The sequence below is a fragment of the Rhodospirillum rubrum ATCC 11170 genome (assembly GCF_000013085.1).
In the GTDB taxonomy this organism is placed as follows: Bacteria; Pseudomonadota; Alphaproteobacteria; order Rhodospirillales; family Rhodospirillaceae; genus Rhodospirillum; species Rhodospirillum rubrum.
The window spans coordinates 2,103,826-2,116,780 of record NC_007643.1 but is presented as its reverse complement, the minus strand read 5'-3'; the positions used below and the strand labels follow the sequence as shown (position 1 = coordinate 2,116,780).

The 12,955-nt window shown below is 63.5% G+C and carries 12 protein-coding genes; 7 read left to right on the top strand and 5 right to left on the bottom strand.

Annotation, left to right across the window (positions count from 1 at the left end):
* The first annotated feature begins 98 nt into the window (after positions 1–98).
* On the top strand, positions 99–2,936 hold the full coding sequence (locus tag RRU_RS09440; RefSeq protein WP_011389570.1) for a tetratricopeptide repeat protein: 2,838 nt from the start codon (positions 99–101) through the stop codon (positions 2,934–2,936).
* Between the two features lie 83 nt (positions 2,937–3,019).
* Here RRU_RS09440 and RRU_RS09435 read toward each other — a convergent pair whose 3' ends face one another.
* On the bottom strand, positions 3,020–4,822 hold the full coding sequence (locus RRU_RS09435; RefSeq protein ID WP_011389569.1) for a PHA/PHB synthase family protein: 1,803 nt from the start codon (positions 4,820–4,822) through the stop codon (positions 3,020–3,022).
* 43 nt (positions 4,823–4,865) lie between these two features.
* A complete protein-coding gene (locus tag RRU_RS09430) occupies positions 4,866–5,837 on the bottom strand; it encodes a 2-hydroxyacid dehydrogenase (protein WP_011389568.1) in 972 nt (323 codons plus the stop codon).
* Positions 5,838–5,964: 127 nt separating this feature from the next.
* Between RRU_RS09430 and RRU_RS09425 the strand changes: the two genes are divergently transcribed.
* Positions 5,965–6,651: a CoxG family protein gene (locus tag RRU_RS09425; RefSeq protein ID WP_014626253.1), complete on the top strand. Its 687-nt coding sequence runs from the start codon at positions 5,965–5,967 to the stop codon at positions 6,649–6,651.
* A 30-nt stretch (positions 6,652–6,681) separates the two neighbouring features.
* On the opposite strand, the gene RRU_RS09420 is transcribed toward RRU_RS09425, so the two are convergent.
* Positions 6,682–7,848: a M20 aminoacylase family protein gene (locus RRU_RS09420; RefSeq protein ID WP_011389566.1), complete on the bottom strand. Its 1,167-nt coding sequence runs from the start codon at positions 7,846–7,848 to the stop codon at positions 6,682–6,684.
* Positions 7,849–8,015: 167 nt separating this feature from the next.
* On the opposite strand from RRU_RS09420, the gene RRU_RS09415 reads away from it, so the two are divergent.
* The 5 genes from RRU_RS09415 to RRU_RS09395 all read left to right on the top strand — a co-directional run bounded on the left by RRU_RS09415 (position 8,016) and on the right by RRU_RS09395 (position 11,203).
* Positions 8,016–8,774 carry an SAM hydrolase/SAM-dependent halogenase family protein gene (locus RRU_RS09415; RefSeq protein ID WP_011389565.1) on the top strand — a complete coding sequence of 253 codons (759 nt, stop codon included), beginning with the start codon at positions 8,016–8,018 and terminating at the stop codon, positions 8,772–8,774.
* The gene (locus RRU_RS09410) at positions 8,771–9,619 is read left to right on the top strand and encodes an MBL fold metallo-hydrolase (protein WP_011389564.1); all 849 of its coding nucleotides are present in this window, start codon (positions 8,771–8,773) and stop codon (positions 9,617–9,619) included. Before RRU_RS09415 ends, RRU_RS09410 begins: the two co-directional genes overlap by 4 nt.
* Positions 9,620–9,826: 207 nt before the next feature.
* Positions 9,827–10,249 (top strand): hypothetical protein, encoded by a 423-nt coding sequence (locus RRU_RS09405; protein ID WP_237703858.1) that lies wholly within the window; start codon positions 9,827–9,829, stop codon positions 10,247–10,249.
* A gap of 4 nt (positions 10,250–10,253) precedes the next feature.
* The gene (locus RRU_RS09400) at positions 10,254–10,799 is read left to right on the top strand and encodes an RNA polymerase sigma factor (RefSeq protein WP_011389562.1); all 546 of its coding nucleotides are present in this window, start codon (positions 10,254–10,256) and stop codon (positions 10,797–10,799) included.
* 50 nt (positions 10,800–10,849) lie between these two features.
* Entirely contained in the window at positions 10,850–11,203 is a 354-nt protein-coding gene (locus tag RRU_RS09395) for a hypothetical protein (RefSeq protein ID WP_011389561.1), read from the top strand.
* Positions 11,204–11,227: 24 nt separating this feature from the next.
* Here RRU_RS09395 and RRU_RS09390 read toward each other — a convergent pair whose 3' ends face one another.
* A complete protein-coding gene (locus tag RRU_RS09390) occupies positions 11,228–11,917 on the bottom strand; it encodes an OmpA/MotB family protein (RefSeq protein WP_011389560.1) in 690 nt (229 codons plus the stop codon).
* A gap of 6 nt (positions 11,918–11,923) precedes the next feature.
* On the bottom strand, positions 11,924–12,724 hold the full coding sequence (locus RRU_RS09385) for a motility protein A (RefSeq protein WP_011389559.1): 801 nt from the start codon (positions 12,722–12,724) through the stop codon (positions 11,924–11,926).
* Positions 12,725–12,955: the final 231 nt, after the last annotated feature.

Here is a 12,955-nt window from a genome sequence, read left to right as displayed (position 1 = left end):
TCCGCGCGCTTCGATTGGCCTCGTCTGTTACCCGTTTTTTGGGAATATCGGCTGGGGGCCTAGCCGTCCAGAAACCATGAGATTAGGGGATCTCGGGAATGGCGCGTCTTCATCCTATCTATTCCGGTCAGTCCGACAGGCCTGCCATTCTGTTCGTTCACGGACTTGATGGCCATTGGCTTGAAACCTGGCGCCATGACGCCTGCTCCAAGGACGACTGCTGGCCCCATTGGGTAGGGGAAGAGACCGGATGCGACATCTGGAGCTTGGAGTACGATGCCGCGCTTTCTGGCTGGTTGGATCAGGCCATGCCCCTCCCCGACCAAGGTTCACAGGTTATGGACCTTTTGGCGAGTGCTCCGGCCCTGAAAGGCAAACCCCTTGTGTTCGTAACCCACAGTTTGGGGGGGATTTTGGTCAAAACGGCGCTAGTCTATGGGGCCGAAGAAGATAGAAGATTTCAGCATATCGTTGATCACGTCCTCGGCGTTGTTTTTATTGCGACGCCTCATTCCGGGGCCCAGCTCGCCACGCTGGCAAGAGTGATAAAATACCTTCTCAGAATAAATCCGCCAGTTGGCAACCTTGAGCACCACGATCCACACCTGAGGACACTGAACCGACGATATCAGACTCTGGTCAAGGAGCGAGGAATCGAGGGATACGTTTACGCCGAGAAACGGGGTGTGAAGATTGGCCCCCGGGGTTTTGGTGGCTGGCTGCGGCGCATTGAGCCGACGGTGATGGTGGTCGATCCGGGCAGTACAGATCCCAGCCTTCCCGAAATCCAACCCATCAGTCTTGCGGAAGATCATATCAGTATTTGTAAGCCGCCCGACCGGCAACAGCAGATCCATTTGTCTTTGTGCCACGTCTTAAAGGAAAAGATCATCCCCCTCGCCGGCGATCGTGGGATGGGGACGACAGGGGTGGGGTTGAAGCTCCTGGAGTCCGGTACCGCCCAGGAAAACCCAGCGGCTCACATGCCACCAGGGCGGCTTGTTGGTCCAGATGATAACCGGCTATCCCCGCGCGAGGGCAAGGTGTATGGCCGTAAAACCCAAGAAAACGACGTTCTGGCCTTTCTGAAGGGGAGCGAGCCGGTCAAAGTCGTGGGCGGGGTCGCAGGCGTAGGGAAAACCGAGGTTTGTAAGGCCGCCCTCAAAACTTGGCTGCACACCAGTCCCCGTCCCGTGGCCTATTACGTGCGTGTTCCCGATCGCGCCCGCTCGGCGGACTTGGTGCTCCAGGTGGGGAAGGCTGTCGGGATTGAAAATTGTGAAAGTCTCGCGCAACTTCTTGGCGTGATCCCTGTGGGATTGTACTACCTGGATAATCTGGAAAGCGTTGCCGACGACCAAGAAGGCCGGAATGCCCTGCGTGATTTGGCCCAAAAACCGGGTGTTCGGATACTGGCTTCATCACGGACTCGTCTCGATACTATTTTTGGAGCTCCTATCGAGATCAAATGTCTATCGGCTCCCGATGCTTTGGCGCTGTTTCGGGATTTGTGGCCCCCCACCCAGACGCTTCCGAAGGATGACGAGTTGCAAGCCTTCGTGATCGGTAAACTAGGGGGGCATGCCCTCAGCCTTGTTCTGGTGGCTCGTTTGGGGATGTGCCTTTCCTTTGATGCCCTGCGCCGCCGCTGGGACGAAGAAGGGGCCGCGCTGGCCTGCGATGGGGTTGAGGATGATACACGCACCAGCAACTTAACGTTCAACCTACGGCTGACGGCCGAGGTCCTGGCCCCCACACCAGGCGCCTTGTCCGTCTGGGTCCTAATGGCTTTATTCGAAGAAGGGATTCCTGAAGCGGTATTGGAAGAGGTGGAGCGGCGCGGACAATGGCCCACCTTGGCGCGACACCGCCTTGCTGTGCACCACTTGATTTCCAAAAGGGGAGACCGGTGGTTTCTTCCCCCTCCCGTGGCTCGCTATGCTCGATATGCCGCGGTTACCGAACAAGATGGCTTTTGCTGGCGGAAAAGCCGACAGCCGATCCTGGACTTGTTTTTGGTTTTTGCCGAAAAAGCCTCTTCTTTTGACTCAAGTCCAGAAACATTAAAAGCAAAGAAATGGATTCTAGAATTTTTCAATACAATTTCTATTGTAATTGAGTGTGAATTAGAATCCAATGTTCAGAACAAATTTTGGCTTAACCGTATGAGTTATTTTCTTCGCGATATTTACCAGCAGCGGATCGCTGTGAGCCCCGCCTTGCTGAGAAAACTGGCCGATGCAGGAATCCAGCCGGCCAACACGCTCCGGAGTCTCGGCGATCTGGCAAGCCGGTTGGGGCAGGTGGACAAGGCGCGATCTTTGTATGAAAAGGCGCTCGGGCTTTCCCAACAGGAGCAATCAGGTCTTGGTCAGGCCAACGCGCTAAAGGCCCTCGGCGATCTGGCAAGCCGGTTGGGGCAGGTGGACAAGGCGCGATCCTTGTATGAAACGGCGCTCGGGCTTTTCCAACAGGAGCAACATGGTCTTGGTCAGGCCAACACGCTTCACGGCCTCGGTGATCTGGCAAGCCAGTTGGGGCAGGTGGACAAAGCGCGATCCTTGTATGAAAAGGCGCTCGGGCTTTTCCAGCAGGAGCCAAATGGTCTTGGTCAGGCCAACACGCTGAAGAGCCTCGGCGCTCTGGAATATCGGTTGGGGCAGGTGGACAAGGCGCGATCTTTGTATGAAAAGGCGGTCGATCTCTATCGAATTGAACAAGAGCCACTAGGGCTTGCCTATTCTCTTACGAATCTTGCTCTATGCTTTGAGGTTCTGAAAAACCTTTCCAAGCGCAACCAAGTATTAAAAGCTGCCTTTGTAGCTAGTCGTGATGCCAACAATGAGATAGTTCAAATCTATCTGAAGGAGGCCATCCCGGAAATGCCCGGGGCAGATGTTCTATATGATTCGTGGTTAAAGGGGCAGTCTCGGTAATTGCTCAATTGGTTGTGACGCACGAAGTAAAACGCGACAAGTGAGTCGCCCCTATGCCGATCCGCCCCCCTCGAAGCGCCCCCTCAGATCCTAACCTTGACGTAAGATCCCGGCGCGTCTTCCAAAGGCGGGCGGGGGCCTTTGGTCGGGTCGCGGGCGGCGACTTTGGGGCCAGCGTAACCGGCCGCCCAGGCCGCCCAATCGGGCCACCAGGAGCCCCCGTGGGGCGTGGCGCCCTCTAGCCAGGACTCGGCCTCCAGGGAGGTGTCCGCATTGGTCCAATAGCCGTAGCGGGCCTTGGCCGGCGGGTTGATCACCCCGGCGATATGGCCGCTGCCCGCCAGCACGAAGCGCAGCGGTCCGCCATAAAGCCCGGTGGCCTTGAAGGTGCTTGTCCACGGCGCGATGTGATCGTCGCGGGCCGACAGAAGATAAACCGGGGTGCGAATGCGCCGCAGGTCGAGGGCATGGCCAAGCACGGTCAGGCCGCCGGGCTGGACGAGCTTGTTCTTCTGGTACATCTCGCGCAGGTAATAACGCTGCATGGCGGCGGGCATCCGCGTTGAATCGCCGTTCCAATAGAGCAGATCGAAGGCGGCGGGGGTCTTGCCCAGCAGGTAGTTGTTGATGAAGACCGACCAGATCAGGTCGTTGTCGCGCAGCATGTTGAAGGCCATCGACAAGAGGTCGCCGTCAAGCCCGCCGTCGCGGGCCATCTGGTCGTCAAGGGCGTCAAGCAGGGGCGGGTCGATGAAAACGCCCAACTCGCCCGGCTCGGAAAAATCGACCAGGGTAGTAAGCAGGGTGGCCGATTTCACCCGATGGTCCCGTCGCGCCGCCAGTACCGCCAGGGTGCAGGCGGTCAGGGTGCCGCCGATGCAATAGCCGACCAGTCCGAGAGCGCGCTGGCCGGTGATCTCGGCCATCACCTCCATGGCGGCCAGCGGCCCCTGGCTGAGGTAATCCTCGAAGCGTGTTTCCGCCAAGCCGGCATCGGGGTTGACCCAGGAGATGACGAACACGCTGAAGCCCTGATCGACCATGTATTTGATCAGCGAGTTCTTTTCCGTCAGATCCAGGATGTAGAATTTATTGATCCACGGCGGCACCACCAGCAAGGGCCGTTTGTGGACCTTCGGCGTGGTCGGCGCATATAAGATCAACTGCATCAGGGCGTTTTGAAAGACCACCTTGCCCGGCGTCATGGCCAGGGTGCGACCAACCTCGAAGGCGGTTTCATCGCTCATCGTCGGGCGCAGCCGGCCGCCGCCGCGTTCCAGGTCGCGCAACAGATTTTCCAGCCCGTTCAACAGGCTTTTGCCGCCGCTTTCTAGGGCGGTTCGCCGAACCAGCGGATTGGTGGCGGCGAAATTGGTCGGGGCGAGGGCGTCGACCACCTGACGCCCATAAAAGGCGAGGCGCTGGCGGCAGGCCGGGTCGCCGCCGCTGTTTTCCAAGGTGGTGGCGACCAGCCGGGCGGTCAGCAGATAGCCCTGCTTCAGGGTGTCAAACAGCGGATCCTTGGTCCAGGCGTCATCTTTGAAGCGCTTGTCATCGCCCGCCGGTTCGATCACCGGCGCCGCCTCTTCGCCCCGCAGCCGCTTAGCGGCGGCCTGACACAGCGCCGCGATATCGCGGGCCCAGGCCGCCTGGGCGTCCAGAACGGGTTGGGAAGGGCGCAAAACCCCCTCAAGGAAGGCCCGCGCCGCGTCGCCCCCGACGGCCGGGCCGCCCCCAACGGCCGGGTCGGGCCCCGAGGGGGATGGGGAAGAGGGGGGCGCCGCGCCGCCCAGGGCCGTTGCCCACATCGTCCGGCTTTTCTCGCCCCAGGCCGCCCAGGCCCGCCAAACCTCGGTTAAGTCGGCTTCGGCGCGCGTGTCGGTCATGGTCTTTCCCTCCCGTTCGGACGGTCGGCCTGACCAAGGGCGGTCAGGCGATCCGGTGGGGCGGCTCGCGGCCGCCGAAATAGGCGTCAAGATTATCCAGGGCCAAGAAGCCCATGGCGGTTCGGGTTTCGATCGTCGCGCTGCCCAGGTGGGGCAGCAGGAAAACATTGGGCAGGCTGCGGTAGGCCGGATGAAGGTCGGGTTCGTTGTCGTAAACATCGAGCCCGGCGGCGAAAACCTGACCGCTGTTCAGGGCGGCGATCAGGGCCTCGTCATCGATCAGGATACCGCGCGCTGTGTTGACGACGATGGCGCCCGGCGGCAGCAGGGCGAGGCGCTCGGCGTTGAGCAGCTTGCGGGTCAGGGGTGTTGCCGGGCAGTGCAGGCTGAGCACGTCGCTGACCGCCAGCAAATCCTCGACCGTGGCATGGAAGATCGCCCCCTTGGCCGCGTCTTCGGCAATCGGCGTGCGGTTGTGGTAATGGATCTCCAGGCCAAGCGGCCGGGCGCGCTCGGCCAGGGCCTGACCGATCCGCCCCATGCCCAGGATGCCCAGGCGCTGGCCGTGCAGGTGGCGCCCGAGCAATTGCACCGGGGTTAGTCCTTTCCAATAGCCGCTGCGCACCAGCCGCTCGCCTTCCGAGGCGCGCCGCGCCGCGCCCAGCATCAGCAACAAGGCGATATCGGCGGTGGCGTCGCTGAGGACGCCCGGCGTATTGGTCACCAGAATGCCCCGGCGGGCGGCGGCATTGTGGTCGATATGCTCGTAGCCCACCGAGAAGCTGGCGATGATGGCGACGCTGTTAGGCAAGGCCTCGATAACGGCTCGCTCAAGCCTGTCCGTGGGCGTCACCAGCATCGCCTGGGCGCCAAGGCGCCGGGCCAGAGCGGGCAGGTCTTCGGGGGGGATTGGCCGGTCGTCGCGGTTCAGCCAAACATCGTAATCCCCAAGCAGCCGCTCCTCGACGGCCGCGGGGAGGGTGCGGGTGACAAGAACAACAGGTTTTCCAAGCACGCAGGCATTCCTATATCTCGTCCAGGGCGGCCCCGGGAAGATCGGTCGTCGGGGTCAGGTCCAGCGGGGCGCCGCGCGGAGTCGGGTCTTCAAAAGCGCCGCTCTTTCATAAAAAAGGCGACAGGGAATGGATTTCACGGGAACGTATCGTATTCCGGCCCCCCGTAACCAGGTTTGGCGGGGGCTGATGGATCCTGACATCTTAAAGCAGTGTATCGATGGCTGCGAGGACTTGGAAAGAACCTCGGAAACCACCTTTTCCGGCAAGGTGAAGGTCAAGGTCGGGCCGGTTTCGGCGCGTTTCGCCGGAACCGTCGACATGGAGGACAGCGATCCACCGCAGGGTTGCCTGCTGGTTATTCGCGGCCAGGGCGGGGTGGCCGGCTTCGTCAAAGGCAAGGCGCGGGTGGATTTGGCGGTGGACGGCGAGGAGACCGTTCTTGACTACAGCGCCGACGCCGAGGTTGGCGGCAAGTTGGCCAGCGTCGGCGCCCGGCTGGTGCGCGGCGTCGCCGATAAAACGGCCGCCGATTTCTTCGCCCGCTTCAGTGTCCTCGTCGGCGGCGCCCCTTTGCCCGAACAGGCGCGGCTTTCGGGCGAGAGCGAAGGGGCTCCGGCCGCCGAGGATCGGACGATAAGCGCCTTTGCCGAAGAGGCCGTCGCCTTGCCGCCCAATCCGCTGTCGACCGCCCCGGCCGATCTGGTTTCCGAGCCGTCTGCGCCCTCGCGGCTGCCGTCTTGGCGTTTCCTGATTTGGGCGGCGATCGCCGCCGCCGTGCTGCTGGTCGTCGTGGCGCTTCAGGGCCAGGGATGACCTTGGTGATCCCCCTTATCCGTGGCCCCCTTATCCGTGAGGGGGCCGCCGCAGGGCGGTTTCGGCCAGGGCGCAGAAATAGGCGGCGCCAATGGGCAAGATGGCGTCGTTGAACTCATAGCGCGGATTGTGGAGCGAGGGGCTTTGGCCATTGCCGATAAAGCCGAAGGCGCCGGGCTTGACCTGGAGCATCAGCGAGAAATCCTCGGCGATCATCCGCGGCTCCTGGGGCGGGGCCAGATCCTCGCCAAGCAGGGCGCGGGCGACGCCCCGGGCGAAATCGGCCTGGGGGGCGCTGTTGACCGTGGCCGGATAGCCGCGCTGGAGATCAAGGGTGATCGATACGTCATGGGCCAGCGCGATGCCCTCGAGGACCTGGGCGATGCGGTTGCGCACCAAATCGCCGGTTTCCGACGAGAAGTAGCGCACGGTGCCTTTCAGCGTCGCGCCGTCGGGCAGAACATTAAAGGTTTCCCCGGCATTGAAGCAGGTGACGGAAACCACCGCCGTTTCCGCCGGCGAGACATTGCGCGAGACGATCTGCTGCAGGGCCTGAACGGCGGCGGCGCCGGCCAGAACCGGGTCGCGCGCCAGTTCGGGGGCGGCGGCATGGGCGCCCCGGCCGGTGATCTCGATGACCAGCTTGTCGGCGGCGGCCAGTTGCGGGCCGGGGGAGACCGAGATGCTGCCCGCCGGCAAGCCGGGCAGGTTATGAAGGCCATAGACCGCCTCGACCGGCCAACGCTCGAACAGGCCGTCCTCGATCATCGCCCGCGCCCCGGCCAGACCTTCCTCGGCCGGTTGGAAAATGAACACCACCGAGCCCTGGAAACGCCGCGTCGCCGCCAGATGACGGGCCGCGCCCAACAGCATCGCCGTATGACCGTCGTGACCGCAGGCGTGCATGACCCCGGGGTGAACGCTTTGGTGATCGAAATCATTCCTCTCGGGAATCGGCAAGGCGTCCATATCGGCACGCAATCCGATCATCGGCCCGTCGCCCTGGCGCAGCACGCCGACAACGCCGGTGCCGCCGATCTGTTCGACCACCGCGTCACAGCCGAAACCGCGGAGCAGGCCCGCCACCTTGGCCGCCGTCCGGGTTTCCTGATAGCCCAGCTCGGGGTGGCGGTGGATGTCGTGGCGCCAATCGATCATCCCGGCGTGCAGGGGCTTGAAGGCATCGAGAAGGCTCATGGGCAAGGGTCCGTTCTGTAAAAGGAAAGCAAGGGGCTTGGTCGGCCGTGGTATTGATTTGGGGCGCCGTCGTCGCTCTGTCTCGTTATCCTCGCATTTCGCCGGTGCCGCCGTCCGATAATTCCGATCGGCGGGCGGCCGGCGAGGAAACCACCAGGGAAAGCCCCATGCTGATCGCGCTCGCCACCGATTTTGGATCGACCGGCCCCTATATGGGCCAGATGCGCGCCGTGCTGGCGACGGCGGCGCCGGGGGTAGCGGTAATCGATCTGTTTAGCGATCTGCCGGCCTTCGAGCCCAAGCTCGCCGCCTATGCGCTGGCCGCCCACCTTGGCCCCTTGCCGCCCGACAGCGTGGTGATCGGCGTGGTCGATCCCGGGGTTGGCGGCGAGCGCCGCGCCGTGGCGCTGCGGGTCGACGGGCGCTGGCTGGTCGGCCCCGACAACGGCCTATTCGCCCCATTGGTCCGCCGAGGCCTGACCACCGAGGCCTGGACGCTTGCCTGTCCGCCCCAGGCCAGCGCCTCGTTCCATGGCCGCGATGTTTTCGCCCCGGCCGCTGGCGCCCTGGCGCGCGGCGACCGCTCGGGACTGGTCGCCGCCATCGATCCCGCCAGCCTTGATCGCCCCGACTGGCCCGATGATCTGCCCCACATCGTCTATATCGACAGCTATGGCAACGCCATGACCGGCCTGCGGGCGAGCAAATACCCTGGGACCGGGGTGATCAAGGTGGGCGAGCGCCCGATCAAACGGGCGCGGACCTTTGGCGACGTCGCCCCCGGGTCGGCTTTTTTTTATACCAACGCCAATGGCTTGCTGGAAATCGCCGTCAGTCGTGGCCGCGCCGATCAGCGGCTGGGCCTGCAGCTCGGCTCGCCCGTTCTCGTTCAAGCCGCCGCCCTTGAAAACGACCCCGCGCCATGAGCGATACCATCACCTTCTGGGGCGTGCGCGGCTCCATCGCTTGCCCGTTTCCCGGCCATATGGCTTATGGCGGCAATACCAGCTGCGTCGCCCTTGGCCTGGGCGGGCAAACGGTGATCCTTGATGCCGGCACCGGCATCCGCGCCCTCGGCGCCTCGGCGGCCCTGCGCGGCGTTAGCCGCCTTGCCTTGCTGTTTAGCCATGTCCACCGCGACCATATCGAAGGCTTTCCGTTTTTCGCCCCGGCCCATGATCGGGCGGTGCGCCTGGATATCTTCGCCGGCCCGATCGAGGGCGCCAGCATCCGCCAGTTGCTCGATAACTTGATGTCCCGTCCGATGTTTCCGCTTTCCCTGGACCAGTTGCGCGCGCAAAAAGTTTTTCATGACCTGCCGGCGGCGACGGCCTTCACGCTGTTTGAGCGCATCAAGGTGCGCACCGCCGCGCTCAACCATCCCGGCGGCGCCACCGCCTATCGCTTCGAGCATGGCGGCCGGGTCGTATGTTATGTCACCGATACCGAACATCGGCCGGGTCAGCCCGATGCCGGGCTGCTTGAGCTGATCGCCGGGGCCGATTATGTCCTTTACGACTCGACCTATACGGATCGCGAGTTTGCCGCCCACCGGGGCTGGGGACATTCGACCTGGGAGGAGGGGGTACGGCTTTGCCGACAGGCGGGGGCCCGCCATCTGGTGATCTTCCACCACGATCCCGATCACGACGACGCCGCCATGGCCGCCATCGAAACCGCGGCCCGCGCCGCCTGGGGCGGCACGCTGGTCGCCCGCGAGGGGATGACCATCGCCCTCGACAGCGGGGTGGTCACCCAGGCCGGGCGTTAGGGCGGGGGAAATTTATCCGGCTTTTTTGCAATAAACCGTGCTCCCCGCGCGTCATTGCCGATGACCGCACGGCCAGTCCCGGCCGCGCCCTTCGCGGAAAGATCCCTCCATGGAACCCAAGGACACCACCCCATCACGGTGGCGGCCGTCGTCGCCCCGCCGCGTTAGAGTTTCCGGGCGGGGGAGGGTGATGATATGAGGACCGGCTTGTCATGTCCTGCTGGCGCGCCCAAGGACGGCGAAGGCCCCAAGCTCTCGCCTCTGCTGCTGATCCTTGCTCATGCGGGGTTGGGGCTGTTGGTCACTTTTACCCTGGCCGTGGTTTTTGGCGGGGTGGTGATGCTGGCTTGGAATCAGATCTTCCCCGCCGTCTTCAATCTGCCCGCCCTTGATTATGGCCAAGGCGTCGCCCTGTTGGTGTTCGCCCGCCTGCTGACCGGCCGGCTGACCCACGGCTATCGCCACGCCGAGTCCGGCCGCCGCCTTGCCCCTTTCAAACGCACGGCGCCCGCCCCGGAAACGCGGCTGCCGGTGCCCGCCGAGGATGCCTGGGGGGCGTGGTGGCGGGCGGAGGGGGAAGGGGCCTATCACGCCTATCTTGCCCGAACCGATGACGCGGAGCGCGGGTAAGCCGATGAGCGGGCGCGAAAGGCGCGGCTCGCCGGTTCTGGCCGAAGCGCTGGAAAAGGACCGCGCCCGCTTCGTTCGCTACGTGCGCGCCAAACTGGGCGGCGCGGCGGCCGAAGAAGCCGAGGACGTGGTCTCGGATCTGGTGCTGCGGCTGGTCGAACGCGCCGATCTTCCCGAACAGGTTGAAACCATGACGGCTTATCTTTACCGGGCGCTTGGCAATGCCATTATCGATCTGTTCCGTCGGCGACGGTCGCGGCCGGCGGCGGAGCGCGACTTTGAATCCGCAGACGCCGGAGTCCTGGTCGATCCGGCCCCCAACCCCGAGGCCCAGGTCCTTACCCGCGAGGCGCTGGCGCGCATCGGCTGGGCGCTGGAACGCCTCAGTCCGGGCGAGCGGGCGGTGTGGATCGCCGTTGAAGTCGAGGGCTGGACCTTCCGCGCCCTGTCGGAAGCCTGGGGCCAGCCCATCGGCACCTTACTCGCCCGCAAAAGTCGGGCGACCACCGCGCTGCGCCGGCTTTTGAGCGACGAACGATCGCGTGGATAACCGGGCCGGCCGGCCTCACCGCATTCCCCTAACCTTTTAAGGATGTCACGATGAGCGTTGTTTCAGTTGCAAAAAATGTTGTTCGCGGCAGCGGCGTTCTTGCGCTTTGCCTGGGGGCGCTCTTTGTTTTCGCGCCCGGTCTGGTGCCGATCCATGCCCATATGACGCTGGGCGTCCTTCTGATCCTCGCCCTGTGGGTGCTGGCTTTCCTTGGCCGGACGGGGGCGCCGCGGGCCGCCGTGCTGGCGGCGATCGCCGGCCTGCTCCTGCCGGTCCTGGGCATCCTCCAGCTTCAGGTCGACCTGGGGGGCGGCCTGTGGCTGGTTCAAACCGCCCATGTCGTGGTGGCGCTGGGGGCGATGGGCTTGGCCGAGGTGCTGGCCAAGCGCGGCGGGCGGGCCTGATACCCCGGGCCTCGCGGGCCGTCCTTATTTGGGGATGGCCCGCGGGAAGACGCGGACGGCGATGCGGCGGTTGAGTTCCTGATTAAGCGGGATCGCCTGCCCCTCCGGGGTGCGATTGGGCACCTTGGGCGCCACATCGGCATAGGCGATGGCCAGAACCCGTTCCTTGGCCACCCCCTGGTCAAGCATGAAGCGCAGCACGCGGGTCGCCCGCGCCCCCGACAGCTCCCAATTCGATGGATATTGGGCGGTGTTGATCGGGATATCGTCGGTGTGGCCCTGAATCTCGATCTGGAACCCCTGATAGCGCGGCTCGTTCAAGGTGGCGATCACCTGTTCAAGCACCGGGATGGCGGTGGGGCGGATATCGGCCGAGCCCGGTTCGTAAAAGGCGCTGGAGGCGAATTCGATGACCAGCCCCTGCTGGTCCTGGCCAAGCCCGACCACGTCTTCGACCTGCAGGCTTTTGATGACGTCGCCGGTTTGCTGGCGCAACTCCTCGATCGGCTTGGTCACCTCGCGGCTGCCGATGCTTTCCTGGATGCCGGCCTTGACCTTTTCGTATTGAACCAGATCGACGCTGGAAATCGAGGCGAGCATGGCGAAGAAGCCAAGCAGCAGGCACGACATATCGGCGAAGCTGATCAGCCAGGCGTCGGTATCGTCGTGCTCCGGGGCGTCATGGTGGCGACCGCCGCCGCTTTGACCCATCATCTTCGCTTACTCCTTGATGCGGACCCGATCGATGCTGAAGTGGATCGACGGATCAAGGTAGCTGTTCATCCGGTCTTGGATGTAGCGCGGGCTTTTGCGCTCGGCGAGAAGGGCGAGGCCCTCGGCCAGAAGATAATTGCGATAGCGGATCAGCTCTTCGCGCTGCTTGACCTTGGAGGCGGCGGGCAGGAAGAGCAGGCGGGCCGACAACAGGCCATACAGCGTGGCGGTCAGGGCGACGGCGAGGCCGGCGCCCATGCTGCCCGGATTGCTGCCCATGCTGTCGAACATGATGATCAGGCCGACCAGGGTGCCGATCATGCCGAAGGCCGGGGCGGTTCCACCCATGTTGCGCAGGATTTCCGCCGGAACCACCTGCCTTTGGAAGGTGTTCTCAACCGTATTGGCCAGAATTTCGCGCACTTCGGTTCCCGTATAGCCGGTGACCACCAGATCAAGGCCATAGCTGAGGAATCGATCTTGCTTGCGAACTTTCTGGGCATCGGCCTCGAGGCCGGGCAGGCCGTTTTTCTGGATGATATAGCCCCAGCGGATGACGCGGCCCACTTCATGGGTCAGGATCGAGCGCGAGACCTCGTGATTGAAAAGAATGGCCACCATGCTGCGCAGCGCGCTGACCACATAGCGGGGTTCGAAGGAGACGAACGCCGCGGCCAGCGTTCCGCCGACCACCATGATAAAGCTCTCTCCCTTGAGGAATAAGAGATAATTATCGGTGGACAGGATGACGGAGAGGCAGAACAGACCGAAGCCGAAGAGTACGCCGAGAATCGTCGCGAGTGACATGGGCGAAAGCCAATTCGAGATTATCACGCTCTGGAAACATTCTTCCAGGAGACCGGGGCGACTGCTTGCCGCTTGAGGGCAGTTTATACGGAATTCCGTCTAGGGCAAGCGGCTCAAGATACCGTTTCCCGCGATAGTCGCGCTCGTCGATCCAGGGATTGCCATAGCGTGAGGAAAGACGAGAGGGCGCCGCGAGCGCCCCCTTTCTCGTTTTGCGCCGCACTCGTGATT

What these genes read in the sequence shown, in the direction of transcription:
- RRU_RS09415 (WP_011389565.1), top strand. Translation starts at nt 8,016, where the DNA reads ATGCTGATCGCGCTCGCCACCGATTTTGGATCGACCGGCCCCTATATG.
- RRU_RS09400 (WP_011389562.1), top strand. Translation starts at nt 10,254, where the DNA reads ATGAGCGGGCGCGAAAGGCGCGGCTCGCCGGTTCTGGCCGAAGCGCTG.
- RRU_RS09425 (WP_014626253.1), top strand. Translation starts at nt 5,965, where the DNA reads ATGGATTTCACGGGAACGTATCGTATTCCGGCCCCCCGTAACCAGGTT.
- RRU_RS09435 (WP_011389569.1), bottom strand. Translation starts at nt 4,822, where the DNA reads ATGACCGACACGCGCGCCGAAGCCGACTTAACCGAGGTTTGGCGGGCC.
- RRU_RS09440 (WP_011389570.1), top strand. Translation starts at nt 99, where the DNA reads ATGGCGCGTCTTCATCCTATCTATTCCGGTCAGTCCGACAGGCCTGCC.
- RRU_RS09390 (WP_011389560.1), bottom strand. Translation starts at nt 11,917, where the DNA reads ATGATGGGTCAAAGCGGCGGCGGTCGCCACCATGACGCCCCGGAGCAC.
- RRU_RS09385 (WP_011389559.1), bottom strand. Translation starts at nt 12,724, where the DNA reads ATGTCACTCGCGACGATTCTCGGCGTACTCTTCGGCTTCGGTCTGTTC.
- RRU_RS09410 (WP_011389564.1), top strand. Translation starts at nt 8,771, where the DNA reads ATGAGCGATACCATCACCTTCTGGGGCGTGCGCGGCTCCATCGCTTGC.
- RRU_RS09420 (WP_011389566.1), bottom strand. Translation starts at nt 7,848, where the DNA reads ATGAGCCTTCTCGATGCCTTCAAGCCCCTGCACGCCGGGATGATCGAT.
- RRU_RS09395 (WP_011389561.1), top strand. Translation starts at nt 10,850, where the DNA reads ATGAGCGTTGTTTCAGTTGCAAAAAATGTTGTTCGCGGCAGCGGCGTT.